This window comes from Variovorax restrictus (assembly GCF_051216715.1).
Taxonomy (GTDB): Bacteria; Pseudomonadota; Gammaproteobacteria; order Burkholderiales; family Burkholderiaceae_C; genus Variovorax.
In genome coordinates, this window is the sequence record NZ_JBPJZH010000001.1 from 2,136,674 (window position 1) to 2,161,460 (window position 24,787).

A 24,787-nucleotide genomic window follows, 5' to 3' on the forward strand; every position below is an offset into this window, starting at 1 on the left:
GATGCGTCGTTCCATCCTGGGCCTGCTGTGTGCACTGAGCTTCTGCCCCCTTGGGGCCGTGGCTGCCGCGCCGCAGCAGGACCCGTGGAGCGGCGCCTACCGTCTCGAATGGCTCAAGGGCACGCGGGCGGCCGAAAAGGGTGCGGAAGGGTCTGATGTGATCCTTGCGCGGGCACCCGACGCCGACCCCGAAAAGCTGGCCGAGAAGTACCGACCGGATCCCGCCCGCTGGACGATGGCGCAGACCGATAACGCCCGGGAGCGCACGACGCTGCGCCGCTTCCTGGCAACTGAATACAAGGGGATGGGCTGGGCCGGCCTGCACGGTGATGGCCGCATCGAATGCCTCGATGCGGGCCACATGTTCGTCTGCAGGACCACGCCCGGCGCCACGATCACCGTCGGCCCGGAAGGGCCGAACCGAGAAACGCTGTCCGCCCAAACCGGTGTGTTTGGTGTCGTCCTCCATGCGGGCGCGTTCCAACTCAAGAAACTGGAAGAAAAATGAGCAAACAATTTGACGTCATCGTCATCGGCGGTGGCCCCGGCGGCTACATCGCGGCCATCCGTGCCGCACAGCTCGGCTTCAACACCGCCTGTGTCGACGAGTGGAAGAACGACAAGGGTGGCCCCGCGCTGGGCGGCACCTGCACCAACATCGGGTGCATTCCTTCGAAGGCGCTGCTGCAGTCGTCCGAACACTACGAGCACGCCGGCAAGCACTTCGCCGAGCACGGCATCAACGTGAAGGGCCTGGAGCTCGACGTCGGCAAGATGCTGGCCCGCAAGGACCAGGTCGTGAAGCAGAACAACGACGGCGTCGCGTACCTGTTCAAGAAGAACAAGATCACGTTTTTCCATGGTCGGGCCTCCTTCGTGAAGTCCGCTGAAGGCGGTTACGAGCTCAAGGTGGCGGGCGCTGCCGAAGAGTCGATCGTCGGCAAGCACATCATCGTGGCCACGGGCTCCAACGCCCGCGCGCTGCCGGGTGCACCGTTCGACGAAGTGAGCATTCTGTCGAACGACGGCGCGCTGCGCGTCGGCGCAGTGCCCAAGAAGCTGGCGTTGATCGGCTCGGGCGTGATCGGCCTGGAAATGGGCTCGGTCTGGCGTCGTCTCGGTGCCGATGTCACCGTGCTTGAAGGCCTGCCCACGTTCCTGGGCGCGGTCGACGAGCAGATCGCCAAGGAAGCCAAGAAGGCCTTCGACAAGCAGGGCCTGAAGATCGAGCTGGGCGTGAAGGTCGGTGAGGTCAAGGCCGACAAGAAGGGCGTCAGCGTCGCCTACACCAATGCCAAGGGCGAAGCCATGGTGCTGGAAGCCGACAAGCTGATCGTGTCGATCGGCCGCGTGCCCAACACCATCGGCCTGAACGCCGAAGCCGTGGGCCTGGCGCTCGACGAGCGCGGTGCCATCACGGTGGATGCCGACTGCAAGACCAACCTGCCGAACGTCTGGGCGATCGGCGACGTGGTGCGCGGCCCGATGCTGGCGCACAAGGCAGAAGAAGAGGGCGTGGCCGTGGCCGAGCGCATCGCCGGCCAGCATGGGCATGTCAACTTCAACACGATCCCCTGGGTGATCTACACCTCGCCGGAGATCGCGTGGGTCGGCCAGACCGAGCAGCAGCTCAAGGCCGAAGGCCGCGCCTACAAGGCCGGTACCTTCCCGTTCCTCGCGAACGGCCGCGCACGCGCGCTGGGCGACACGACCGGCATGGTCAAGTTCCTGGCCGATGCGGCGACGGACGAGATCCTCGGCGTGCACATGGTGGGCCCGCAGGTCAGCGAGCTGATCTCCGAAGCCGTCGTGGCGATGGAGTTCAAGGCCAGCGCCGAGGACATCGCCCGCATCTGCCATGCGCACCCGTCGTTGTCCGAAGCGACGAAGGAAGCGGCCCTCGCCGTCGACAAGCGCACGCTCAACTTCTGATCCCTTGAGCGTTCAACAAGCGTACGAGGCGGAACTCGCCTCGCGTGGTTTCCTGAGCGACCCCGCGCAACTGCGCGCGGTGGCCGCGCTGGACCGCTGCGCCAGCGAGTGGGGCGCCTACAAGGCCCAGCGTTCCAATGCGCTGAAGAAGCTCATCAATCGTCCGGACGTGCCCCGCGGCGTCTATATGTACGGCGGTGTCGGCCGCGGCAAGAGCTTCCTGATGGACTGCTTCTTCAACGCCGTGCCGATCAAGCGCAAGACGCGGCTGCATTTTCATGAGTTCATGCGCGAGGTGCATCGCGAGCTGGCGGAACTGCAAGGCATCGTCAATCCGCTGGACGAGCTCGGCAAGCGCATTTCCAAGCGCTACAAGCTGATCTGCTTCGACGAATTCCACGTCGCCGACATCACCGACGCGATGATCCTGCATCGGCTGCTGGCCGCCTTGTTCGACAACGGCGTGGGCTTCGTCACCACGTCCAATTTCAAGCCGGACGACCTGTACCCCGACGGCCTGCACCGCGACCGCATTCTGCCGGCGATCGCGCTGCTCAACCAGAAGCTCGAAGTGCTGAGTGTCGACAACGGCACTGACTACCGGCGTCGCACGCTCGAACAGATGCGGCTCTACCTCACGCCCAACGGACCCGAGGCCGACCAGGAGATGACCGCGGCGTTCGACAAGCTCGCCGAGAGCGCCGACGAAGACCCGGTCATGCGCATCGAGTCGCGGGAAATCCGCGCCCGGCGCAAGGCGGGCGGGGTGGTGTGGTTCGACTTCAGGACGCTCTGCGGCGGCCCGCGCTCGCAGAACGACTACCTCGAGATCGCGACGCAGTTTCATACGGTGCTGCTGTCGGACGTGCCGCAGATGACGGTGGCGCGCGCGTCCGAAGCGCGACGCTTTACCTGGCTGATCGACGTGTTCTACGACCGACGGGTCAAGCTCATCGTGTCGGCAGCCGTGGCGCCCGAGGCGTTGTACACCGAGGGCCCGTTGGCGCATGAGTTTCCGCGCACGGTGTCCCGCCTGACGGAAATGCAGTCGGCCGAATTTCTCGCGCTGGAACGAAGAACGGTCGACACGGGTCTGACATGAGATGAGCTTCAAGAAACTTCTCCTGTGCACCGTATTGCTGACGAGTGGCGTGCTGGCATCGGCGCAGACCAACGCTGTGGCCGGCAACATCGATCCGGCCGCCGAACGCGCACGTCTGTCCAAGGAGCGTGCGGAGGTCGAGGCGCGCGCCAAGGCCGAGCAGACCGCCTGTTATCAGCGCTTCGCCGTCGAAGACTGCCTGCAGGAAAGCCGACGCAAGCGGCGCACGGCCGATGACAGCCTCAAGCGTCAGGAAGCCGACCTGAACGACATGGATCGCAAGCGCCGGGCGGCGGCGCAATTGGAGCGGATGGACAAGGCGCCGCCGCGCGCGCAAGACGACCCGGCGGCTCAGGAGAGGGCGCGCCAGTCACAGCAGGGGCGCGAGGATCGCGCTGCCGACCACGCCCGCAGTCGGGCCGCTGCCGCAGCGAAGGCGGATGACAACCGGCGTGACCTCGAAGCCAAGCAGCGTCAGCACGCCGAGCAGCAGGCGAAGGCGGCTCGCCTCCGGGCCGACGCACCAGCGGAACGTGAACGTTTCGAACGCAAGCAGGAACAGGCCGCGAGACACCGGGCCGAGCGCGAACGGCGCAACGCCGAGCGCACCAAGCCGCGTTCAGCGCCGCTGCCAACGCCGCCCTGACGACGCGCTGACGCCCGTCTCAGGCGGCGCTGCGTTCCTTCGGCAGCGGCTCGACCTTCAGCACGGCCAACGACAGGTTGTCGCCCGTGCCCCGCGCGCGGCGACGTGCTTCTTCCACCAGAATCTGAACCGCCATGCGCGGCGGCTGCGTCGCCAGTACGCCACCCATTTCCTGTGGCGTGAAGTAATGCCACAGGCCATCGCTGCAGGCCAGCAGCACGTCACCCGGCACGAGCTGCGGGATGAAGTGCAGGTCGATCGGCGGTGGCGTGGTCGTCATACCTAGGCAGCCGAGCAGAATGTTTCCCTGCGGATGAATTTCAGCCTCTTGTTCGGTGATTTCGCCGCGGTCGATCAGCACCTGCACGTAAGAGTGGTCGCGCGTGCGTTCCACCATCTGTGCGTTGCGAAAGAGGTAGAGGCGCGAATCGCCGGCGTGGATCCAGGCGCACGCACCGTTCGGATTCACCAGGAAGGCCGCGATGGTGCTGTGCGGCTCCTGTTCGCTCGAGACGGCGGTGAGCTTGATCACGGTGTGCGCGTCTTCGAGCACTTGCCGCAACAGCGCACCGGCATCGTCGCGCTCCGGCCGGTAGCGGGTGAACAGCTGGTTCGCGGTCATCAGGACCTGGTCCGAAGCCTTGCGGCCGCCGCTGCGCCCGCCCATCCCGTCGGCCACGATGCCGAGCACGCAGCCGACCGTGCGCGGATGGCTGAGGACCGCGACCTGGTCCTGCTGGTAGGCGCGGTCGCCCTTGTGCAAGCCAGTGGCGGCGGAGAGTCGAAAACCTCGTGTCATGGCGCGGATGCGCCAGGGGCGCGGTTGGAATGCATCGCTGAACAGTCGTGTCGCGACGTATTATCGAACGAAGCCGCCCCGGCATCGCTGCACTGGCGGCCCCGCCGTCGAACCCCTCACCGTCTTGGACTTCAATCTTCACTCCCCGTCGCGTCAGCTGATCGAACTGCGCATGGCGCACGCCGACCTGAACGCGACCATCGACCGACTCGGTGAGGTCGTGCCTCAGGACGAACTGCTGATGCGCCGCCTCAAGAAGCGTCGCCTGGCGTTGCGCGACCAGATCGCGCGTGTGGAGCGCGCCGTCGAGCCGCAAGAGCCCGCCTGATGGTCGGTGACACGGGCGCCTTCGACGGCGATGACGAGGAGGACGATCTGGACGCGCTCCTGGGCGCCGCGCCTCCGCTGCGAACAGCTTCCCGGAAGCCATCCGCGCTGACGCAGGAAGTGCGCGAAGCTTTCGCGCCCGACGGCGTGCTGTCGCATGCCGCCGACCAGTTCCGCGAGCGCGATGGCCAGACAGAGATGGCGATGGCGGTGGCGCGCACGATCGAATCCGGCGGCGAGCTGGTCGTCGAAGCCGGCACCGGTGTCGGCAAGACCTTCTCGTACCTGGTGCCGGCGCTGCTGAGCGGCGAGCGCGTGTTGCTCTCGACCGCCACCAAGACCCTGCAGGACCAGCTCTTCGGCCGTGATCTGCCGCGCCTGGTCGACGCGCTCAAGCTGCCGGTGCGCACCGCGTTGCTCAAGGGCCGGGCCAGCTATCTGTGTCTGCATCGGCTGGACCTCGCGCGCCACGACACCTCGCCCGAGCGCGGCAGCCTGCGCACGCTGGCCAAGATCGAGCAGTGGTCCCAGGCCACCCGCACCGGCGACCTGGCCGAGTTGCCCGGGTTGGACGAGCGCTCGCCGCTGATCCCGCTCATCACGTCGACCCGCGACAACTGCCTGGGCGCGCAGTGTCCTCAGTTCAAGCCCTGCCACGTCAACCTCGCGCGGCGCGAGGCGCTGGCGGCCGACGTGGTGGTCATCAACCACCATCTGTTCTTCGCCGACCTGGCCGTGCGCGAATCGGGCATGGCCGAGCTGCTGCCGTCGGTGCGCGTCGTGGTCTTCGACGAGGCGCACCAACTCAACGAGACCGGCGTGCAGTTCCTCGGCGTGCAGTTCGGCACCGGGCAGGCGCTCGACTTCGCGCGCGATGTGCTGGCCGCCGGCCTGCAGCATGCGCGCGGCCTGGCCGACTGGACGCAGCGCGTGGCGGCGGTCGAGCGCGCCGCACGCGAGCTGCGCCTCGCGGCCGGCCAGCAATGGCCGGGCACCAAGCTGCGCTGGGCCGGCGAGGCACCGGAAGGGCTGGCCACCGCGCCATGGCAGGGTGCGCTCGACGAACTGCAGCAGGCCTTCGAAGAGGCCGGCGAGGCACTGGCCACCGTCAGCGAAATCTCGCCCGACTTCATCCGCCTGCACGAGCGGGCCGAGCAGTTGGCCGAGCGGGCCGGGCGCTTCGCGCAGCCCTGTGCGCTCGGGTCCGTGCGCTGGGTCGACGTGGGCACGCAGTTGCGGCTGATCGAGTCGCCGCTCGACATCGCGGAGGCAGTGCGAACGCGGGTGCTGAAGAAGGGCGCGAGCGATCCGGATGCCGGTGGCCGCGCCTGGATCTTCACCTCGGCCACGCTGGGCGACGACCCGAAGCTGCGCTGGTTCACCGAGCCGTGCGGCCTCACCGACGCCGAGGTGCTGCGGGTGCGCAGCCCCTTCGACTACGCGCAACAGGCGTCGCTCTACGTGCCGCGCGCCTTCCCCAAGCCGAACGATCCGTCGCACGGCGCGCAGGTCGCACGGTTGGCCGCGCGCGGTGCCGCGCTGCTGGGGGGGAGGACACTGGTATTGACCACCACGCTGCGCGCCTTGCGGACCATCGGCGATGCGCTGCGGCCGCAACTGGACCACCTCGACGGCACACGACGACCCGAGGTGCTGGTGCAGGGCGAACTGCCCAAGCGCGTGCTGATGGACCGCTTTCGTGCCGGCGACGGGCAGGGCGGAGCCGGGTGCGTGCTGGTCGCGTCGGCGTCGTTCTGGGAGGGCTTCGATGCGCCGGGCGACGCGCTGCAATTCGTCGTGATCGACAAGCTGCCTTTCCCGCCGCCGAACGACCCGCTGGTCGAGGCGCGTTCACAGCGGCTGGAGGCCGAGGGTCGCAATGCGTTCGGCGACTACTCGCTGCCCGAAGCGGCCGTTGCGCTCAAGCAGGGCGCGGGCCGGTTGATCCGGCGTGAGAGCGATGTGGGCGTGCTGGCGATCTGCGACACGCGGCTGCTGACGATGGGCTACGGCCGTCGGCTGATCGCCGCACTGCCGCCGATGCGGCGGCTGGAAAGCGAGGCGGATTTCGACGCCGCGCTCGAAGCGCTGCTGCCTTAACGGCTTACCAGACCTTCCACCACGGGTCGTCCTTGCTGCGGAAGCCGCGCGAGAGGTACTCGCTCTGCGGGTAGTTGGTGGTCAGCACCCGCCTGGCGTCGTCGCGCAGATCGTTCATGCCCAGCCGGTCGTAGGACTGGACCATGATGTACAGCGCTTCTTCGAGGGCCGGCACTTCGCGGTAGTCGGCCAGGGCCAGCTGCGCGCGGTTGATGGCGGCCAGGTAAGCGCCGCGCTGGTAGTAGTAGCGCGCCACGTGCACTTCGTACTGCGCCAGCGAATTGACCACGTAGTTCATGCGCTGGCGCGCATCGGGCGTGTAGCGCGATTCGGGGAAGCGCGTGACCAGCTCCTTGAAGGCCTGGAACGATTCCTTGGCGGCCTTCTGGTCGCGCTCGGACAGGTCCTGACGCGTCAGGAACGCGAACATGCCGAGGTCGTCGTTGAAGTTGATGATGCCCTTGAGGTACAGCGCGTAGTCCAGCGCGGGGCTGGCCGGGTGCAGCTTCATGAAGCGGTCGATGGTCGCGATGGCGGCGGGCTTCTCGCCGGCCTTGTATTGCGCGTAGGCCTTCTCGAGCTGGGCCTGCTGGGCCAGCGGCGTGCCAGCGGCACGGCCTTCGAGCTTCTCGTACAGCGGGATCGCCTTGTCGAAGGCGCCGGAGCCGGCCTCGTCCTTGGCTTCGCTGTAAATCTTGTTGGGGCTCCAGTTGGCCGTCTCGTCGACCTTGGTCGTCGAGCAGCCGGCGACGAGCCCCGCGGCCGCCACAAGCGCCATCCACCCAGGGACCACCGATAATTTGGCGCGAAACATCACATGAAGCCTTCTTGAAAAAACTGTCTTCGATTATATCGACCGACCCTTTGGGCGAGTCTCTGGCGGTAGCGGACGTTGGCGAGGCCGAAGAGGGCGCCGATCCGGGAGAGGCGAGCGAGGTGCGCGACTTCGCCGTGAGCACTGCGCTGCACGGCCAACGTCTGGATCGTGCGCTGGCCGCTTTGGTTCCCGAGTTCTCCCGCAGCTATCTGCAGCAACTGATCGACGCGGGCGCGGTCACGCTGCGCGGCGGCGTGGTCACCAAGCCTTCGGCCACGGTGCGCGCGGGGGAGGCGGGCCGGATCGAGCTGCGCCCCACACCGCAGAGTCAGGCTTTCAAGGCCGAGCCGATGACGCTGCGCATGGTGTACGAAGACGCGCACCTGCGGGTCGTCGACAAGCCGGCCGGCCTGGTCGTGCATCCCGCGCCCGGCCATTGGAGCGGCACGCTGCTCAACGGCCTGCTGGCACTCGACCCGCAGGCTGCGCTGCTGCCACGCGCGGGCATCGTCCACCGGCTGGACCGTGACACGAGCGGGCTGATGGTCGTGGCGCGCACGCGGGCCACGATGGACGCGCTGGTGCAGCTGATCGCCGCGCGCGACGTGTCGCGCCAATACCTCGCCATGGCGCACCGGCCGTGGCAGGGCGCGGCGGCCCGGCAGGTCGACGCGCCGATCGGCCGCGACCCGCGCAACCGGCTGCGCATGGCAGTGGTCGACTTGCAGCGCCACCCAGGCAAGACGGCGCGTACGCTGATCGAGCGGCTCGATGGCACAGCCGACGGCTGCGCCGTGCGCTGCACGCTGGAGACCGGTCGCACCCACCAGATCCGCGTCCACATGGCGTCCATCGGCCATCCGCTGGTAGGCGACGCGCTGTATGGCGGGGCGCCGGCGGCCGGGATGTCGCGCCAGGCGCTGCATGCGTTTCGCCTGGCCTTTGTCCATCCGCAGACGCAGAAGCCCCTCGTCTTCCTGGCGCCGCCTCCCGACGATCTGGCCCAGGGCTTCGCGGCCTGGGGCCTGGACTACAATCGCGCCTGACGGCCCGAGGGCCGCGCCGGCCTGTCGAGCCGGCCTTGCGTTCTGCCCGCCATGTGCCGGCAACGCCGCTTCTCCATCTCGAGACTCTCCATCCACCTGAACGTGCGCCGCTGGCGCCTTTTCCCGGATAACGCGAACCATGAATACGGCGGATGCCAAGCGCATTCTTGAAACCGCCTTGATCTGTTCGACGCAGCCCCTGCCGGTGCGCGAACTGCGCGTGCTGTTCGACGACGAACTGGGCGCCGACACGATCAAGTCGCTGCTGCTCGAATTGCAGGAAGACTGGACCCAACGCGGCCTCGAACTGGTGAGCGTGGGCAGTGGCTGGCGCTTTCAGAGCCGGCCGGAGATGCGCGACCACCTCGACCGCCTGCACCCCGAAAAGCCGCCGCGCTACACGCGTGCCGCGCTTGAGACGCTGGCGATCATCGCGTACCGCCAGCCGGTGACGCGCGGCGACATGGAAGACATTCGCGGCGTCACGATCAATTCGCAGATCCTGAAGCAGCTCGAGGACCGCAACTGGGTCGAGGTGATCGGGCACCGCGAGACCGTGGGGCGCCCTGCGCTCTACGCGACCACGCGCCAGTTCCTCGACGACCTTGGCTTGGGCTCTCTCGACCAACTGCCGGTGATCGAGTCGCCCGCGCAGCAGAATGCGCTGCTCGACGCGATGGCCGAGGCCGCCAACCCGGACCAGCCGGCCTTGCCGATGGACGCGCCGCCTGCCGAGGCCGATCCCGCCATCGGCCCTGACGCCGATCCCGACACCCCGATCGAGCCGACCGGACTCGACGATCCCGACGCACCCGCTGCGCCACCCGGAACACCCTCATGAGCTCCTCCGAACCCGACGACGCGGTGATCCCGCCGGTCGACGCCCTTCCCGACGACAAGGCCACGGCCGCCACGCCCGGCGTGCCCGAAGGCGAGGCCGCTGCGCCTCGCAAGCGCCGGCCGCGCAAGCCCAAGGCGGTGGTGGAACCGTCGCCCGCCGCTGAAGGTGGCGAGGCGGAAGAGTCGGCCGATATCGCTGCTGTGCCTGCCGCAGTGGCTACGCCGCCCGAAGACACGGCCGTGCCTGCGCGCGCTCCTGTGGCCGCTGTCGACGAACTTCCGCACGCCGACGACGGCGACGAGGACATCGACGACGAGGAAGAAGACGAGGACGACGACGAGGATGAGCTCGACCGCGCCAAGCGCGTGGCCGACCGCGAACGCCGCAACGCGCCCGAGCCGGAGCCCATCCGCTTCGCCGACGTCATCTCCGGCCAGTTCGATGCCGACGAGGAAAGCCCGGAGGTGCCGCCGCTCAAGCGCGTGCTGCTGCCCGAAGCTGACTCGCCCAAGCTGCACAAGGTGCTGGCGCAGGCCGGCCTGGGCTCGCGGCTCGAGATGGAGGCGCTCATCCTGCAGGGCCGCATCTCGGTCAACAGCGAGCCCGCCCACATCGGCCAGCGCATCCAGTACGGCGACCAGGTCAAGATCAACGGCAAGCCGATCCGCTACCGGATCGCGCCGCCGCCGGCCCGCGTCATCGCGTACCACAAGCCCGTCGGCGAAGTCGTCACGCACGACGATCCGCAGAACCGGCCGACCGTGTTCCGCAAGCTGCCGCGCCTGGTGCAGGGCAAGTGGCAATCCGTGGGTCGCCTCGACCTGAACACCGAAGGCCTGTTGCTCTTCACGAGCTCGGGCGAGCTGGCCAACCAGCTGATGCACCCGCGCTTCGGCCTGGAGCGCGAGTACGCGGTGCGCGTGCTCGGGGCTCTCAGCGGCGAGGAGAAGAAGAAGCTGCTCGAAGGCGTGCGCCTGGACGATGGCATGGCCCAGTTCGGAACGATCGAGGAGGGCGGCGGCGAGGGCTCCAACCACTGGTACAAGGTCACCATCTCCGAAGGCCGCAACCGCGAGGTGCGCCGGTTGTTCGAGTCGGTCGGCCATGCCGTCAGCCGGCTCATCCGCATCCGCTACGGCGCGATGGTGCTGCCACGCGGCCTCAAGCGCGGCGCTTGGATGGAGCTCGACGAGCGCGACATCCGCTCGCTGTTCCAGGCTGCGGGTGGCGGTGCGCCGCGGCCGGCGCCGGGTCCGCGCGAGCAGGGCGCCGAGGGCGGTGGCCGCAACGGTCGCGGCAACAACAAGCGCCGCGGTGGTCGAAATGCCGGCAATGGCGGCGGACCGCCGATGCCTAACCCGGGTGGTGGGCCGGCGGCGCGTGGCGACCGGGGCCGTGGCGGCAACGGTGCCGGCCCTCAACAGGGGCGCCGCAACAACAAGGGCCAGGGCCAGCCAGGGCAGGCGCGAGCGGCCGGTGAAGACCGCCTGCCGGGCGGCGCGCAGCCTGATCCGATGAAGACCTCGCTGGGCTACATCGGCGCCGACAGCTTCTCGCGCCAGCGCAAGGAGCAGCGTCAGGGTCCGCGCCGGGGCGGCCCGGGCGGTGGTGGCTTCGGCGGCGGCGGACCGGGCGGTTCCGGCGGTGGTCGTCGGCGCGGCCGCTAAAACTTTTGCAGACCGCGGGTTTCGCGGTCTTTCATCCGGGCGCATGCGGTGCGCCGGTTAAAATCAGAGGCTTTGTCAAGGTCGCGCGCCGCGTGTGCGGCGCTGCGACGGACCTCATTTCGACATCAACTGCTCAGGAAGCAACTTCTCCATGGCCATCGAACGCACCCTCTCCATCATCAAGCCCGACGCCGTCGCCAAGAACGTCATCGGCAAGATCGTCTCCCGCTTTGAAGCCGCCGGCCTCAAGATCGCTGCCGCCAAGCTGGTGCAACTGTCGCGCGCCGAAGCCGAGCAGTTCTACGCCGTGCACAGCGCCCGTCCCTTCTTCAAGGACCTGGTCGAGTTCATGATCTCTGGCCCGGTGTTCGTGCAAGTGCTCGAAGGCGAAAACGCCATCGCCAAGAACCGCGACCTGATGGGCGCCACCGACCCCAAGAAGGCCGACGCCGGCACCATCCGCGCTGACTTCGCCGACAGCATCGACGCCAACGCCGTTCACGGTTCGGACGCGCCGGAAACCGCTGCCGCCGAAATTTCGTTCTTCTTCGCCGGCCTCAACGTCTACGCACGCTGAGTCCGACAACCCGGCCGATCTCATGACGACCGTCAACCTGCTCGAGTTCGATCTGGAGGGGTTGGCCGCGTTCTGCGAAAAGCTGGGCGAAAAGCGTTTCCGCGCGACACAGCTCTTCCGCTGGATCCACCAGCGCGGCGCGAGCGATTTCGCGCAGATGACCGACCTGGCCAAGTCGCTGCGCGAGAAGCTGGCGACCACGGCGCGCATCGAGGCGCTGCCGGTCATCACCCAACACGAGTCGGCCGACGGCACCATCAAGTGGCTGTTCGACGTGGGCGACGGCAATGCCGTCGAAGCCGTTTTCATTCCCGAGGACGACAGAGGCACGTTGTGCGTGTCGTCCCAGGCCGGTTGTGCCGTCGGCTGCCGCTTCTGCTCCACGGGGCACCAGGGCTTCAGCCGCAACCTGCGCACCGGCGAGATCACGGCGCAGCTGTGGTTTGCCGAGCATTTCCTGCGCAAGCATCTGAAGCGTGACGAGCGCGTCATCTCGAACGTCGTGATGATGGGCATGGGCGAGCCGCTGCAGAACTACGCAGCGCTGGTGCCCGCACTGCGCACCATGCTCGACGACAACGCCTACGGGTTGTCGCGCCGTCGCGTGACGGTGTCGACGTCCGGCGTAGTGCCGATGATCGACCGGCTCGGTGCCGACTGTCCGGTGGCGATGGCGGTGTCGCTGCATGCGCCCAACGATGCGTTGCGCGACGACCTGGTGCCGCTGAACCGCAAGTACCCGATCGCCGAGCTGCTGGAGGCCTGCAAGCGCTACCTGGCGCATGCGCCGCGCGACTTCATCACCTTCGAGTACTGCATGCTCGACGGCGTGAACGACCAGCCCGAGCACGCGAAGCAACTGGTCGATCTGGTGCGCAGCACCGGCATCTCCTGCAAGTTCAACCTGATTCCGTTCAACCCGTTCCCGGCGTCGGGCCTGCTGCGGTCGCCGCAGCCGCGTGTGGTGGCGTTCGCCCGCACCCTGAGCGAGGCGGGCATCGTGACCACCGTGCGCAAGACGCGCGGCGACGACATCGATGCCGCCTGCGGCCAGTTGGCCGGCGACGTCAAGGACCGCACGCACGCGGCCGAGCGCATGGCGCAGCGACGCGTCGTCACGCTGCATCCCGTCCGCGTGGCGGCCTCCGAGGAGCACTGAAGCGATGAACATGGTCTTTTCGACACCGCACATCGGCTGGCTGCGCGGTCTGATGGGCGCAGTGCTGGTGGGGTCGCTCGCCGGCTGCGTCAGCACCACCACACAGACCACCCGCCCCGTTGGAAGCGCCGACGGCAACCGGACCGAAATGGTAACGGCGTCGGACGAGCCCTCGGGCCGTCGCCGCGCGCGCATCCGGCTCGAGCTGGCCATCGGCTACTTCGAGGCCGGCCAGACCACGGTGGCGCTCGACGAGATCAAGCAGGCGTTGACGGCCGACCCGAATTTCGCCGATGCGTACAACCTGCGCGGTCTGGCCTACATGCGGCTCGACGACGCGGGCATGGCCGAAGACAGCTTCCGCCGCGCCATTGCGCTGAATCCGCGCGAGCCCAACACCTTGCACAACTATGGCTGGCTGTTGTGCCAGCAGAAGCGCTTCGGCGATGCGGCCCAGCAGTTCAGCGCGGCGCTCGCTGTGCCGAGCTATGCCGATCGAGCCAAGACCCTGATGACCCAGGGCATCTGTCAGATGCAGGCCGGTCAGCGACCCGAAGCCGAACGAAGCCTGCTTCAGGCTTACGAGATCGATGCCGGCAACCCGGTCATCGGGTACAACCTGGCGACCTTGCTGGCGCAGCGCGACGACTGGGCGCGCGCGCAGTTCTACATCCGCCGGGTCAACAACAGTCCGTCGGCCAACGCGGAAACGCTGTGGCTCGGCATCAAGACCGAACGCAAGCTCAACAACCGGGATGCGATGTCGCAGCTCGGCGGGCAATTGCAGCGCCGCTTTCCCCAGTCCAGGGAGGCGATGGCGTACGAACGCGGGAATTTCGATGATTGAACGCGCCAGCGAATTTGGCAGCTCACAGACGGCTCCCCTGAGCCACAGCGACAGCACCCTCAAAACGGCCGGCGACATGCTGCGCGAAGCGCGGGAGGGTCATGGCCTGCACATCGACGTGGTGGCGGCGGCCCTCAAGGTGCCCACGCAGAAGCTACAGGCCCTCGAAGACGACAACATCGAGGCCTTGCCCGACCCGGTCTTCGCCCGTGCCCTGGCTGCGAGCGTCTGCCGCGCGTTGCGGGTGGATCCCGCGCCGGTGCTGGCCAAGCTGCCGGGTGCCCTGCGACCCGGCCTGGCCGATGCGGACCGGCCCTTGAGCGGCAGCTTCCGTTCCGGCGCACCACGCACTCGCGGGGGCACGGGCGGCACGCCGTCGCGGGCCTTGCTGGTGGTGGTGGCGCTGCTGCTGGCGGGCGCCGCAGCGCTGGTGTGGTTGCCCTCGGGTGCCTTCGAGCAGTTGGGCCAGTGGGTGTCGGGTTTCACCGCGGGTGATCGGTCTGCTTCCGCTTCCGACACGGCAGCCGTGCCGCAAGGCGACGTGCCCGCCGGCACGGTGGTCGAACCCGTCGCGCTGCCGCCGCCGAGCGAGGTGCCGGCTGCACCGGCCGAGGCAGCCAGCTCGGCCGTGGTCGCGTCGGCGGCAGCTGCGGCCTCGGCACCTGCCGCGGCATCTGTCGGCGGCAACGCGTTGGTCTTCGCCGCCACCGCGGAATCGTGGATCACGGTGACCGATGCCACGGGCAAATCTTTGCTGCGCCGGACCGTGACACCGGGTGAAACCGTTGGCGTGAACGGCACGCTGCCGCTGTCGGTGGTGGTCGGCCGTGCGGCCGGCGTCACCGTGCAGGTCAAGGGCAAGCCTTTCGACCTGACGCCGCTGGCGCGCTCCGGCGGCGTGGCGCGCTTCGAGGTGAAACCATGAATGATCGAAGCCTCGCAATCGAGCCTGCGGCACCGCTGGCACGCCGCTCGCGGCAGGCCAGCGTCGTCTGGGGCCCGCGCATCGTGACCGTCGGCGGCGACGCGCCGGTGCGCGTGCAGTCGATGACCAACACCGACACGGTCGACGCCATCGGCACCGCGATCCAGGTCAAGGAGCTGGCCATCGCCGGCTCCGAGATGGTCCGCATCACGGTCAACACGCCCGAGGCCGCGGCGCAGGTGCCCTACATCCGCGAGCAGCTCGATCGCATGGGCATCGACGTGCCGCTGATCGGCGACTTCCATTACAACGGCCACCGGCTGCTGACCGACTATCCGGCTTGCGCCGAGGCGCTGAGCAAGTACCGTATCAACCCCGGCAACGTGGGCAAGGGCGACAAGAAGGACAAGCAGTTCGGCCAGATGATCGAAGCCGCGATGCGTTGGAACAAGCCGGTGCGCATCGGCGTGAACTGGGGCAGCCTCGACCAGGAGCTGCTGGCGCACCTGATGGACGTGAACAGCCAGCGCGCGACGCCGTGGCAGGCCAAGTCCGTGATGTACGAGGCGCTGATCACGTCCGCGATCGACTCCGCCAAGCTGGCCGAATCGATGGGCATGAATGGCGACCAGATCATTCTGAGTTGCAAGGTGAGCGGCGTGCAGGACCTGATCTCCGTCTACCGCGAACTGGCCAAGCGCTGCAGCTACCCGCTGCACCTCGGCCTGACCGAAGCCGGCATGGGCACCAAGGGCACGGTGGCGTCGGCGACGGCGCTGTCGATCCTGCTGCAGGAAGGCATCGGCGACACCATTCGCGTGTCGCTCACGCCGCAGCCGGGCGAGGCGCGCACGCAGGAAGTCGTGATCGCCAACGAGATCCTGCAGGCGCTGGGCCTGCGCATGTTCGTGCCGAGCGTCACCGCCTGCCCGGGCTGCGGTCGCACCACCAGCACGACCTTCCAGGAACTCGCCAAGCAGATCGACGACTACCTGCGCCTGCAGATGCCTGTCTGGCGCAAAAAGTACCCCGGCGTCGAAACCCTCAAGGTGGCTGTGATGGGTTGCATCGTCAACGGCCCTGGCGAGAGCAAGCATGCCGACATCGGCATCAGCCTGCCCGGCACCGGCGAGGCACCGGCCGCGCCGGTCTTCATCGACGGCGAGAAGGCGCTCACGCTGCGCGGCGACAACATCGCCAACGAGTTCCACCAGCTCGTCGAAACCTACATCGAGAAGCGCTTCGGCAGCGAGCACGCTGCCTCCGGCGCCTGATTCTTTTCTCCCTGGATCCCATGGCCGACAAATTGAATGCCGTCAAAGGCATGAACGACATCCTGCCGCCGGAATCGGCGCGCTGGGAATGGCTCGAAGCCATCGTGCGCGACCTGATGGGCCGCTATGCCTACCGCAACGTGCGTACACCCATCGTCGAGCACACGGCGCTGTTCGTGCGCGGCATCGGCGAGGTCACCGACATCGTCGAGAAGGAGATGTACTCCTTCGAGGACAAGCTCAACGGCGAGCAGCTCACGCTGCGCCCCGAGGGCACGGCCAGCCTGGTGCGCGCGGTCATCGAGCATTCGATGCTGTACGACGGCGGCAAGCGCCTCTGGTACACCGGCCCGATGTTCCGGCACGAGCGTCCGCAGCGCGGCCGCTACCGGCAGTTCCATCAGGTCGGTGCCGAGGTGCTGGGCTTCGCCGGCCCCGAGGTCGATGCCGAACTGATCCTGCTGGCGTCGGCGCTCTGGAAGGCGATCGGCCTGACGGACGTGCGCCTCGAACTCAACAGCCTGGGCCAGCCACCGGAGCGTGCGGCGCACCGCGCCGAACTCATCAAGCACTTCGAGGCGCATGCCGACGCGCTCGACGAAGAAGCCAAGCGCCGGCTGCACAGCAACCCGCTGCGCATCCTCGACACCAAGAACCCGGCCATGAAGGACGTGGTCGAGTCGGCGCCGAAGCTCATCGACTTCCTGGGTGCCGAGTCGCTCGCGCACTTCGACGGCCTCCGCGCCATCCTCGACGCCAACGGCATTGGCTACACGATCAACCCGCGCCTGGTGCGCGGCCTGGACTACTACAACCTCACGGTGTTCGAGTTCGTGACCGACCGGCTCGGGGCGCAAGGCACGGTGTGCGCCGGTGGCCGCTATGACGACCTGATCGCGCAGATCGGCGGCAAGCCCGCGCCGGCCGTTGGCTGGGCCATGGGCATCGAGCGCGTGCTCGAGCTGGTGAAGGAACAGGGCACGCCGGTGCCGCTCCCTGTGCCGGATGCCTACGCCGTGATCCCCGATGCCGCGGCCATGCCGGTCGCGCTGCGTGTGCTGCAGCAGTTGCGCGAGGCCGGCGTTCGCGTGCAGATGCACGCCAGCACGGTCGACGGGCTGGGCAGCTTCAAGTCGCAGTTCAAGAAGGCCGACGGCAGCGGTGCAACGTATGCGCTGGTGTTCGGCGCCGACGAACTCGCCCGCGGCGAACTCACGGTCAAGGCGCTGCGCGACGGCAGCGGTGCCCAGACCGTGCGTTCGCTTTCCGACGTGGCCGCGTGGGCGGCCACTCTACAATCGCCGACCCTTCTCACCTGACAGCGCATGGCCACCCATCTCGACCTCGAAGAGCAGGAACAGCTCGACCAGCTGAAGCATTTCTGGAACACCTACGGCACGCTCATCACCTGGGTCGTGCTGCTGGCAGCCGGCGCCTTCATGGCGTGGAATGGCTGGCAGTACTTCCAGCGCACCAAGGCGGCGCAGGCTTCGGCGCTGTACGACGAAGTCGAGCGCAGCGCCCAGGCCAATGACGCCGCGCGCATCGAGCGTGCGCTGGGCGAGATGAAGGACCGCTTTGCCGGCACCGTCTATGCGCAGCAGGCCGGCCTGCTGGCCGCCAAGACGCTGAACGAGCAGGACAAGGCCGATGGCTCGCGCGCCGCGCTCGAATGGGTCGCGCAGAACGCGGTCGACCCCGGTTACCAGGCGATTGCGCGTCTGCGCCTGTCGGGTGAACTGCTGCAGCAGAAGGCCTACGACGAGGCGCTCAAGCAGCTCGCATCGCCGGCCCCGAAGGAATTCGACGCGCTGATCGCCGACCGCAAGGGCGACATCTACCTGGCGCAAGGCAAGCGCGACGAGGCCAAGGCCGAATACCAGAAGGCGTGGACCGCCTTCGAGCCCGGCAACGACTACCGTCGCCTGGTCGAGATCAAGCTCAACGCCGTCGGCGTGGACCCCAAGACATTGACCTCCGCCGCTGCGGCGCCGGCTAAGAACCCCTGATCCATCATGAATCTGTCTCGCTTCGTGTCCCACACGCACGCACTGCGCGCTGTCGCCATGACCGTGCTGGTCGCCGCGCTGGCGGCCTGTTCCGGCACGCCCAAGCCGAAGCCCGTCGAACTGCCGGCCAACCCGGCGTTGTTCGGCGTTCGCCAGGCCTGGAAGGTCGCCATTCCCAAGACCGACTTCTCGCTGCATGTCGATGTCAGCGGCGATACCGTGACGGTGGCCGCCGCCGATGGCACGGTGGTCGCCATCGATTCGCGTTCGGGCCAGGAAAACTGGCGCGCCAGTGCCGGCGGGCCGCTCATCGCGGGCGTGGGCAGCGACGGTGCCATGGCGGCCGTCGTGACGCGGGACAACGAGCTCGTCGCCCTGCAGGCCGGCAAGGTGCTGTGGAAGCAGCGTCTGCCGGCGCAGGCGTTCACTGCGCCGCTGGTGGCGGGCCGGCGTGTGTTCGTGCAGACCGCCGACCGCACCATGACGGCATGGGACGGCCAGACCGGCCGACGCCTGTGGGCGCAGCAGCGCACCGCGGAGAATCTGGTGCTGCGCAAGCCGGGCGTGCTGGTCGCCGTGGGCGACACGCTGGTGGCTGGCGTGGGTGGCCGCCTGGTCGGCATGAATCCGGCCAACGGCTCGTCGCGCTGGGAGTCGCCCATCGCCGCACCGCGTGGCACCAACGACGTCGAGCGCCTGGTCGACCTGACCGGCAGCGTGAGCCGTGTGGGCGACACCGTCTGCGCACGGGCGTACTACGCCAGCGTCGGCTGTGTCGACACCAACCGCGGCGTGCTGCTCTGGAGCAAGCCGGCGTCCGGCGCCGAAGGCGTGGCCGGCGACGACCGCTTCGTCTACGGCACTGAATCGAATGGCGCCGTGGTGGCTTGGCGCCGCGCCGACGGCGAGCGCGCCTGGTCGGTGGAGCACTTCAAGTACCACACGCTGACGGCGCCGTTGGCCGTGGGTCGTTCGCTGATCATCGGCGACGAACTCGGCATGCTGCACCTGGTGTCGCGCGACGACGGCAAGCTGCTCGACCGCGTCACGCCCGACGGCTCGGCGATCATCGCCACGCCGGTGCTCGCCGGCAACACGGTCGTCGTCGTCACCCGCAATGGCGGCGTGTTCGGCTACCGTCCTGAATAACATCCACGAGGGGCGCTGCCCATGAAACCGGTCATCGCACTGGTCGGTCGCCCCAACGTTGGCAAATCGACCCTCTTCAACCGCCTCACGCAGACGCGTGACGCGATCGTCGCCGACTTCGCCGGCCTGACCCGCGACCGCCACTACGGCAACGGTCGCCTGGGCCGCCACGAGTTCATCGTGATCGACACCGGCGGCTTCGAGCCCGACGCGGGCAGCGGCATCTTCAAGGAGATGGCCAAGCAGACGCGCCAGGCCGTCGCCGAAGCCGACGTGGTGGTGTTCGTCGTCGATGCGCGCGAAGGCCTTTCGGCGCAGGACCACGAGATCGGCAAGGAGCTGCGGCGGCTGGGCAAGCCCTGCGTGCTGGTGGCCAACAAGGCCGAAGGCATGCACGACGGCACCAAGCTGGTCGAGTTCTACGAGCTGGGCCTGGGCGACGTTCACGGCGTGTCCGCGGCGCACGGGCAGGGCATCCGCGACCTGGTCGAACTCGCGCTCGAACCGCTGAACCTGCCGGAGCCGGAAGACGAAGAGGACGACGGCGAAGCCAAGCCCATCAAGCTGGCCGTGGCCGGCCGGCCGAACGTCGGCAAGTCGACGCTGATCAACACCTGGCTGGGCGAAGAGCGCTTGGTGGCCTTCGACATGCCCGGCACCACGCGCGACGCGATCACCGTGCCCTTCGAGCGCAACGGCCAACGCTTCGAGCTCATCGATACGGCCGGCCTGCGCCGCAAGGGCAAGGTGTTCGAGGCGATCGAGAAGTTTTCGGTGGTGAAGACGCTGCAGGCCATCGAGTCGGCCAACGTCGTGCTGCTGCTGCTCGACGCCACGCAGGGCGTGACCGACCAGGACGCCCACATCGCCGGCTACATCCTCGAATCCGGCCGTGCCGTGGTGATCGCGGTGAACAAGTGGGACGCGGTCGACAGCTACCAGCGCGAGCAGGTGCAACGCCAGATCGAGACACGGCTGCCTTTCCTGAAGTTCGCTGCGCTGCATCTGATCTCGGCGATCAAGCGGCAGGGCCTCGGCCCCGTCTGGCAGGCCATCGCTCAGGCGCACAAGTCGGCGACCCGGAAGATGTCGACACCGGTGCTCACCCGACTGCTGCTGGAGGCGGTGCAATTCCAGTCGCCGCAGCGCGCCGGCATGTTCCGGCCGAAACTGCGCTATGCGCACCAGGGCGGCATGAATCCGCCGGTGATCGTGATCCACGGCAATTCGCTGGAACACGTGACGGAGTCGTACAAGCGCTTTCTGGAAGGGCGTTTCCGCAAGGAATTCGATCTGGTCGGGACGCCGCTGCGCATCGAATTCAAGTCCTCGCACAATCCGTACGCGGACAAGTAGAGGCGAATTCGCCGCCTGAAACGGCACCGGCGAGCCGGGTGGAAACTCAAAGTTCCCATACCCAAGAGACGTTATTTTTTCAAGGCCATTGGCCGCCGAGCCGAAGCGGGGAAACCCTGTGTTAAGGTTCTCGGTCCTCTAACTCTTCCTTGAACACGGAGAATATCGTGAGCAACAAAGGGCAACTTTTGCAAGACCCGTTCCTGAACACTTTGCGTCGGGAGCATGTGCCGGTGTCCATTTATTTGGTCAACGGCATCAAGCTTCAGGGTCAGATCGAATCTTTCGATCAATATGTCGTGCTGCTGCGGAACACTGTGACGCAGATGGTCTACAAGCACGCCATCTCCACCATCGTGCCTGGCCGCGCGGTCAACTTCTCGGCTGCCGAGAACGACGACGCTGCTGCCTGACCGGCACACCGCGCGGCAGGCTCGCCTGCCGCGCTTTTTTCTGCCAACCGCCATTCCGCTTGTCTGAAGACATCCCCCGCCAGGATGGCGCCGTCGTTCTCGTCGGCGTCGATTTCGGGCTTCCTCATTTCGACAGCGCCCTCGAAGAGCTCGGCCTGCTCGCGCAGACCGCCGGTCTGACGCCGGTCGAGCGCCTGATATGCAAACGCAAGGCGCCCGACGCGGCGCTGTTCGTCGGCAGCGGCAAGGCCGACGAGATCCGTGAGCTCGCCGAATTGCACCGTGCCAGCGAGGTCATCTTCGACCAGGCCCTGAGCCCGGCGCAGCAGCGCAATCTCGAGCGCACGCTGGGCTGCGCGGTGTACGACCGCACCTTCCTCATCCTGGAGATCTTCGCCCAGCGTGCGCGTTCGCACGAAGGCAAGCTGCAGGTCGAGTTGGCGCGCCTGCAATACCTGAGCACACGCCTCGTGCGTCGCTGGTCGCACCTGGAGCGCCAGACCGGCGGCGCCGGTGTGCGCGGTGGCCCCGGCGAAAAGCAGATCGAGCTGGACCGCCGGATGATCGACGAGTCGATCAAGCGCACCCGCGAGCGCCTGGCCAAGGTGCAAAAGCAGCGCAGCACGCAGCGGCGCCAGCGCGAGCGGCGCGACACCTTCAACATCTCGCTGGTCGGCTACACCAATGCCGGCAAGTCGTCGATCTTCAATGCGATGGTCAAGGCCCGCGCCTATGCGGCCGACCAGTTGTTCGCCACGCTCGACACGACGACGCGCAACCTGTACCTGGGCGATGCCCGGCGTCAGGTGTCGATCTCCGACACCGTTGGCTTCATCCGCGACCTGCCGCACGGCCTGGTCGATGCCTTCAAGGCGACGCTGCAGGAAGCGGTCGATGCCGACCTGCTGCTGCACGTGGTGGATGCGTCCAACCCGCACCATCCCGAGCAATTGGCCGAGGTGCAACGGGTGCTGCGGGAGATCGGTGCCGACGGAATTCCGCAGCTGCTCATCTTCAACAAGCTCGACGCCCTTGAAAGCGCGCAGCAACCCCTGCAGATGCAGGACGAGATGGACGTCGATGGCGTGCAGGTTCCCCGCCTGTTCGTCAGTGCGCACAGTGGTGCCGGCTTGCCGGCGCTGCGCAGCGAATTGGCGCGCCGCTCCGGTTCGGTCCCCGCGGGCATGTCCTTGGAGGCCGGGGCTGAATTGCACGATGCACCCGGCTGATTGGGCACAATCGCTCCACTGACGAGAGAACCGAACAGAATGAATGCAAAGCCAGTGTGGAGACGTTTTCAGGGGATGTTCAACCTGAACGACGGTCGATGGGGACGGGGCGACGAGCCTGCATCCAACAACGACCGCCCGACAGCGAACCGACCCGACGCCGATCCGCCGCCTTCGGGCAACAACAACCAACGCCCGCGAGGCCAAGGCCCCAACCAGGGTCCGCCGGACCTCGACGAACTGTGGCGTGACTTCAACCGCAAGCTCGGCGGCCTCTTCGGCGGCAAGGGCGGCGGCAATCGTCCGCCCGTCGGCGGCGGCAACGGCGGCGGCTTCAAGCCCGACATGAAGAACGCCGGCTACGGCCTGGGCCTGATCGTCGGCGTGGCCGTGCTGATCTGGCTGGGCACCGGCTTCTTCATCGTGAACGAAGGCCAGCAGGCCGTCATCACCCAATTCGGCCGTTACAAGACGACCGTCGGTGCCGGCTTCAACTGGCGCCTGCCGTATCCGATCCAGCGCCACGAGGTGGTGGTGGTCACGCAGATCCGCTCGACCGACGTGGGCCGCGACAGCATCGTGCGCTCCACCGGCCTGCGCGAATCGGCCATGCTGACGGAAGACGAGAACATCGTCGAGATCAAGTTCGCCGTGCAGTACCGCCTGAGCGATGCCCGTGCGTACCTCTACGAGAGCAAGGCGCCGGCCGACACCGTGGTGCAGGTGGCCGAAACGGCGGTGCGCGAAGTGGTCGGCAAGATGAAGATGGACGCGGCGCTCGCCGAGGAGCGCGACCAGATCGCCCCGCGCGTGCGCACGCTGATGCAGACCATCCTCGACCGCTACAAGGTCGGCGTCGAAGTCGTCAACATCAACTTGCAGCAAGGTGGCGTGCGTCCGCCCGAGCAGGTGCAGGCGGCCTTCGACGACGTGCTCAAGGCTGGCCAAGAGCGCGAGCGCGCCAAGAACGAGGCGCAGGCCTATGCCAATGACGTGGTGCCACGCGCCACGGGTACGGCATCGCGCCTGAAGGAAGAATCAGAAGCCTACAAGGCACGCATCGTGGCCCAGGCGCAAGGTGACGCCGGCCGCTTCGCCTCCGTCCTGGCCGAGTACCAGAAGGCGCCGCAGGTGACACGCGACCGCATGTACACCGACGCCATGCAGCAGATCTACACCAACACCACGAAGGTGCTGGTCGATTCCAAGCAGGGCTCGAACCTGCTGTACCTGCCGCTCGACAAGCTGATGCAGGGCGCAGGCGCCAGCACGGCCGGCGCGCCGGTCGATGGCGCCAGCCCGAACGTGGCCGGCACCGCGCCGACGCAGTCTTCGGTGATCCCGGTGGCACCGGCCAGCAACGACGCGCGACTGCGCGATGGCCGCTCGCGCGACCGCGACGCACGTTGAGGCGGAGAACAAGCACATGAACAGAATCGGATTCATCGCATCGACGATCCTGGTGGCGCTCGCGCTGCTGAGCTCGACGCTCTTCGTGGTCGACCAGCGCCAGTTCGGCGTGGTCTACCAGCTCGGCCAGATCAAGAGCGTGATCACCGAGCCCGGCCTCAACTTCAAGATGCCGCCGCCGTTCCAGAACGTGTCGTACATCGACAAGCGCCTGCTGACGCTGTCGAGTCTGGAGACCGAGCCCATGCTGACGGCTGAAAAGCAGCGCGTGGTGATCGACTGGTACGTGCGCTGGCGCGTGACCAACCCGTCGGAATACATCCGCAACGTCGGTCTCGACGAGAACGCCGGCGCTGTGCAGCTCAACCGCGTGGTGCGCAATGCCTTCCAGGAAAACGTCAACAAGCGCACGGTGCGCGACCTGATCTCCGTGCGGCGTGAGGCCTTGATGGCCGACGTGCAGCGCGAGGTGCTGGCCGTGGTGAAGGGTGCCAAGCCCTGGGGCGTCGACATCGTCGACGTGCGCATCACCCGCGTCGACTACGTGGAAGCGATCACCGAGTCGGTCTACCGGCGCATGGAGGCCGAGCGCAAGCGCGTGGCCAACGAGCTGCGTTCCACCGGCTTTGCCGAAGGCGAGAAGATCCGCGCCGACGCCGATCGCCAGCGTGAAGTGACCGTGGCCAATGCGTATCGCGATGCTCAGAAGATCAAGGGCGAGGGCGATGCGCAGGCTGCCGCCGCCTACAGCGAAGCCTTCGGTCGCGACCCCCAGTTCGCCCAGTTCTACCGCAGCCTCGACGCCTACAAGCAGAGCTTCAACAAGAAGAGCGACGTGCTGGTGGTCGATCCGGCGTCGTCCGACTTCTTCCGCGCGCTGCGCGGCCCCGGTAGCCCGAACGCGCCGCGCTGATCGACGTCTGTGAGCGCCGACACGCTCTGGAGCGCGTTGGCGCTCGTGCTGGTGATCGAAGGGCTGCTGCCCTTCATGTCACCAGGCGGCTGGCGCCGCGGCTTCGGCCAACTGATGCAGCTGCGCGATGGCCAGCTGCGCTTCTTCGGTCTCTGCAGCATCCTCGTCGGCCTGCTGCTGCTCTGGGTTCTGAACTGACCGTTCCTTTTGCGGGCAGGCCCGACGACGGGCCCCGAGTCCGCGCCCGGT

25 protein-coding genes are annotated in these 24,787 nt (G+C 67.5%); 23 read left to right on the forward strand and 2 right to left on the reverse strand.

Annotated features, from left to right (window positions below; genetic code table 11):
- The first annotated feature begins 1 nt into the window (after window position 1).
- From ACSFA0_RS10075 to ACSFA0_RS10090, 4 genes are read left to right on the forward strand one after another with little or no spacing between them, the layout of a single operon-like run.
- Window positions 2-508: a hypothetical protein gene (locus ACSFA0_RS10075; protein WP_435450045.1), complete on the forward strand. Its 507-nt coding sequence runs from the start codon at window positions 2-4 to the stop codon at window positions 506-508.
- A complete protein-coding gene (gene lpdA / locus ACSFA0_RS10080) occupies window positions 505-1,932 on the forward strand; it encodes a dihydrolipoyl dehydrogenase (RefSeq protein ID WP_435450046.1) in 1,428 nt (475 codons plus the stop codon). Before ACSFA0_RS10075 ends, lpdA begins: the two co-directional genes overlap by 4 nt.
- A gap of 4 nt (window positions 1,933-1,936) precedes the next feature.
- The gene (gene zapE / locus ACSFA0_RS10085; protein WP_435450047.1) at window positions 1,937-3,034 is read left to right on the forward strand and encodes a cell division protein ZapE; all 1,098 of its coding nucleotides are present in this window, start codon (window positions 1,937-1,939) and stop codon (window positions 3,032-3,034) included.
- 1 nt (window position 3,035) lies between these two features.
- Entirely contained in the window at window positions 3,036-3,680 is a 645-nt protein-coding gene (locus tag ACSFA0_RS10090) for a hypothetical protein (protein WP_435450048.1), read from the forward strand.
- Between the two features lie 19 nt (window positions 3,681-3,699).
- Here ACSFA0_RS10090 and ACSFA0_RS10095 read toward each other — a convergent pair whose 3' ends face one another.
- A complete protein-coding gene (locus tag ACSFA0_RS10095; RefSeq protein WP_435450049.1) occupies window positions 3,700-4,479 on the reverse strand; it encodes a PP2C family protein-serine/threonine phosphatase in 780 nt (259 codons plus the stop codon).
- A 124-nt stretch (window positions 4,480-4,603) separates the two neighbouring features.
- On the opposite strand from ACSFA0_RS10095, the gene ACSFA0_RS10100 reads away from it, so the two are divergent.
- A complete protein-coding gene (locus ACSFA0_RS10100) occupies window positions 4,604-4,807 on the forward strand; it encodes an HP1242/YdcH family protein (protein ID WP_435450050.1) in 204 nt (67 codons plus the stop codon).
- Entirely contained in the window at window positions 4,807-6,906 is a 2,100-nt protein-coding gene (locus tag ACSFA0_RS10105) for a DNA repair helicase YoaA (protein ID WP_435450051.1), read from the forward strand. The genes ACSFA0_RS10100 and ACSFA0_RS10105 overlap by 1 nt, the downstream gene beginning before the upstream one ends.
- Before the next feature lie 4 nt (window positions 6,907-6,910).
- Here ACSFA0_RS10105 and ACSFA0_RS10110 read toward each other — a convergent pair whose 3' ends face one another.
- Window positions 6,911-7,720: an outer membrane protein assembly factor BamD gene (locus ACSFA0_RS10110; protein ID WP_435450052.1), complete on the reverse strand. Its 810-nt coding sequence runs from the start codon at window positions 7,718-7,720 to the stop codon at window positions 6,911-6,913.
- A 23-nt stretch (window positions 7,721-7,743) separates the two neighbouring features.
- On the opposite strand from ACSFA0_RS10110, the gene ACSFA0_RS10115 reads away from it, so the two are divergent.
- The 17 genes from ACSFA0_RS10115 (at window position 7,744) to ACSFA0_RS10195 (ending at window position 24,736) form a co-directional block, all read left to right on the forward strand.
- On the forward strand, window positions 7,744-8,769 hold the full coding sequence (locus tag ACSFA0_RS10115) for an RluA family pseudouridine synthase (protein WP_435450941.1): 1,026 nt from the start codon (window positions 7,744-7,746) through the stop codon (window positions 8,767-8,769).
- 139 nt (window positions 8,770-8,908) lie between these two features.
- Complete coding sequence (gene scpB, locus ACSFA0_RS10120; protein WP_435450053.1) at window positions 8,909-9,610, forward strand: SMC-Scp complex subunit ScpB; 702 nt, start codon at window positions 8,909-8,911, stop codon at window positions 9,608-9,610.
- Window positions 9,607-11,277 (forward strand): pseudouridine synthase, encoded by a 1,671-nt coding sequence (locus ACSFA0_RS10125; protein WP_435450054.1) that lies wholly within the window; start codon window positions 9,607-9,609, stop codon window positions 11,275-11,277. The genes scpB and ACSFA0_RS10125 overlap by 4 nt, the downstream gene beginning before the upstream one ends.
- 151 nt (window positions 11,278-11,428) lie before the next feature.
- Window positions 11,429-11,854, forward strand: coding sequence for a nucleoside-diphosphate kinase (ndk, locus tag ACSFA0_RS10130; RefSeq protein ID WP_435450055.1), 426 nt, complete (start codon window positions 11,429-11,431; stop codon window positions 11,852-11,854).
- A gap of 22 nt (window positions 11,855-11,876) precedes the next feature.
- Entirely contained in the window at window positions 11,877-13,013 is a 1,137-nt protein-coding gene (gene rlmN, locus ACSFA0_RS10135; RefSeq protein ID WP_435450056.1) for a dual-specificity RNA methyltransferase RlmN, read from the forward strand.
- 52 nt (window positions 13,014-13,065) lie between these two features.
- The gene (gene pilW / locus ACSFA0_RS10140) at window positions 13,066-13,860 is read left to right on the forward strand and encodes a type IV pilus biogenesis/stability protein PilW (RefSeq protein ID WP_435450942.1); all 795 of its coding nucleotides are present in this window, start codon (window positions 13,066-13,068) and stop codon (window positions 13,858-13,860) included.
- The gene (locus tag ACSFA0_RS10145) at window positions 13,853-14,785 is read left to right on the forward strand and encodes a helix-turn-helix domain-containing protein (protein WP_435450057.1); all 933 of its coding nucleotides are present in this window, start codon (window positions 13,853-13,855) and stop codon (window positions 14,783-14,785) included. The genes pilW and ACSFA0_RS10145 overlap by 8 nt, the downstream gene beginning before the upstream one ends.
- Window positions 14,782-16,059 (forward strand): flavodoxin-dependent (E)-4-hydroxy-3-methylbut-2-enyl-diphosphate synthase, encoded by a 1,278-nt coding sequence (ispG, locus tag ACSFA0_RS10150; protein ID WP_435450058.1) that lies wholly within the window; start codon window positions 14,782-14,784, stop codon window positions 16,057-16,059. Before ACSFA0_RS10145 ends, ispG begins: the two co-directional genes overlap by 4 nt.
- Before the next feature lie 20 nt (window positions 16,060-16,079).
- Window positions 16,080-17,378, forward strand: coding sequence for a histidine--tRNA ligase (hisS, locus tag ACSFA0_RS10155; RefSeq protein WP_435450059.1), 1,299 nt, complete (start codon window positions 16,080-16,082; stop codon window positions 17,376-17,378).
- 6 nt (window positions 17,379-17,384) lie between these two features.
- Window positions 17,385-18,068, forward strand: coding sequence for a YfgM family protein (locus tag ACSFA0_RS10160; RefSeq protein WP_435450060.1), 684 nt, complete (start codon window positions 17,385-17,387; stop codon window positions 18,066-18,068).
- 6 nt (window positions 18,069-18,074) lie between these two features.
- Window positions 18,075-19,217 carry an outer membrane protein assembly factor BamB gene (gene bamB / locus ACSFA0_RS10165; protein ID WP_435450061.1) on the forward strand — a complete coding sequence of 381 codons (1,143 nt, stop codon included), beginning with the start codon at window positions 18,075-18,077 and terminating at the stop codon, window positions 19,215-19,217.
- A gap of 21 nt (window positions 19,218-19,238) precedes the next feature.
- Complete coding sequence (der, locus tag ACSFA0_RS10170; protein ID WP_435450062.1) at window positions 19,239-20,573, forward strand: ribosome biogenesis GTPase Der; 1,335 nt, start codon at window positions 19,239-19,241, stop codon at window positions 20,571-20,573.
- A gap of 167 nt (window positions 20,574-20,740) precedes the next feature.
- Complete coding sequence (hfq, locus tag ACSFA0_RS10175) at window positions 20,741-20,986, forward strand: RNA chaperone Hfq (RefSeq protein WP_012747311.1); 246 nt, start codon at window positions 20,741-20,743, stop codon at window positions 20,984-20,986.
- A gap of 59 nt (window positions 20,987-21,045) precedes the next feature.
- Entirely contained in the window at window positions 21,046-22,215 is a 1,170-nt protein-coding gene (gene hflX, locus ACSFA0_RS10180; RefSeq protein ID WP_435450063.1) for a GTPase HflX, read from the forward strand.
- 75 nt (window positions 22,216-22,290) lie between these two features.
- On the forward strand, window positions 22,291-23,625 hold the full coding sequence (hflK, locus tag ACSFA0_RS10185; RefSeq protein ID WP_435450943.1) for an FtsH protease activity modulator HflK: 1,335 nt from the start codon (window positions 22,291-22,293) through the stop codon (window positions 23,623-23,625).
- A gap of 16 nt (window positions 23,626-23,641) precedes the next feature.
- Complete coding sequence (gene hflC, locus ACSFA0_RS10190; protein ID WP_435450064.1) at window positions 23,642-24,538, forward strand: protease modulator HflC; 897 nt, start codon at window positions 23,642-23,644, stop codon at window positions 24,536-24,538.
- Between the two features lie 9 nt (window positions 24,539-24,547).
- Window positions 24,548-24,736 carry a DUF2065 domain-containing protein gene (locus tag ACSFA0_RS10195; protein ID WP_435450065.1) on the forward strand — a complete coding sequence of 63 codons (189 nt, stop codon included), beginning with the start codon at window positions 24,548-24,550 and terminating at the stop codon, window positions 24,734-24,736.
- The last annotated feature ends 51 nt before the right edge of the window (window positions 24,737-24,787 follow it).

Coding starts and splice junctions, on each gene's coding strand:
- ACSFA0_RS10075 (WP_435450045.1), top strand. CDS start 2: ATGCGTCGTTCCATCCTGGGCCTGCTGTGTGCACTGAGCTTCTGCCCC.
- lpdA (WP_435450046.1), top strand. CDS start 505: ATGAGCAAACAATTTGACGTCATCGTCATCGGCGGTGGCCCCGGCGGC.
- ACSFA0_RS10090 (WP_435450048.1), top strand. CDS start 3,036: ATGAGCTTCAAGAAACTTCTCCTGTGCACCGTATTGCTGACGAGTGGC.
- ACSFA0_RS10095 (WP_435450049.1), bottom strand. CDS start 4,479: ATGACACGAGGTTTTCGACTCTCCGCCGCCACTGGCTTGCACAAGGGC.
- ACSFA0_RS10105 (WP_435450051.1), top strand. CDS start 4,807: ATGGTCGGTGACACGGGCGCCTTCGACGGCGATGACGAGGAGGACGAT.
- ACSFA0_RS10110 (WP_435450052.1), bottom strand. CDS start 7,720: ATGTTTCGCGCCAAATTATCGGTGGTCCCTGGGTGGATGGCGCTTGTG.
- scpB (WP_435450053.1), top strand. CDS start 8,909: ATGAATACGGCGGATGCCAAGCGCATTCTTGAAACCGCCTTGATCTGT.
- ACSFA0_RS10125 (WP_435450054.1), top strand. CDS start 9,607: ATGAGCTCCTCCGAACCCGACGACGCGGTGATCCCGCCGGTCGACGCC.
- ndk (WP_435450055.1), top strand. CDS start 11,429: ATGGCCATCGAACGCACCCTCTCCATCATCAAGCCCGACGCCGTCGCC.
- rlmN (WP_435450056.1), top strand. CDS start 11,877: ATGACGACCGTCAACCTGCTCGAGTTCGATCTGGAGGGGTTGGCCGCG.
- pilW (WP_435450942.1), top strand. CDS start 13,066: ATGGGCGCAGTGCTGGTGGGGTCGCTCGCCGGCTGCGTCAGCACCACC.
- ACSFA0_RS10145 (WP_435450057.1), top strand. CDS start 13,853: ATGATTGAACGCGCCAGCGAATTTGGCAGCTCACAGACGGCTCCCCTG.
- ispG (WP_435450058.1), top strand. CDS start 14,782: ATGAATGATCGAAGCCTCGCAATCGAGCCTGCGGCACCGCTGGCACGC.
- hisS (WP_435450059.1), top strand. CDS start 16,080: ATGGCCGACAAATTGAATGCCGTCAAAGGCATGAACGACATCCTGCCG.
- ACSFA0_RS10160 (WP_435450060.1), top strand. CDS start 17,385: ATGGCCACCCATCTCGACCTCGAAGAGCAGGAACAGCTCGACCAGCTG.
- bamB (WP_435450061.1), top strand. CDS start 18,075: ATGAATCTGTCTCGCTTCGTGTCCCACACGCACGCACTGCGCGCTGTC.
- der (WP_435450062.1), top strand. CDS start 19,239: ATGAAACCGGTCATCGCACTGGTCGGTCGCCCCAACGTTGGCAAATCG.
- hflK (WP_435450943.1), top strand. CDS start 22,291: ATGTTCAACCTGAACGACGGTCGATGGGGACGGGGCGACGAGCCTGCA.
- hflC (WP_435450064.1), top strand. CDS start 23,642: ATGAACAGAATCGGATTCATCGCATCGACGATCCTGGTGGCGCTCGCG.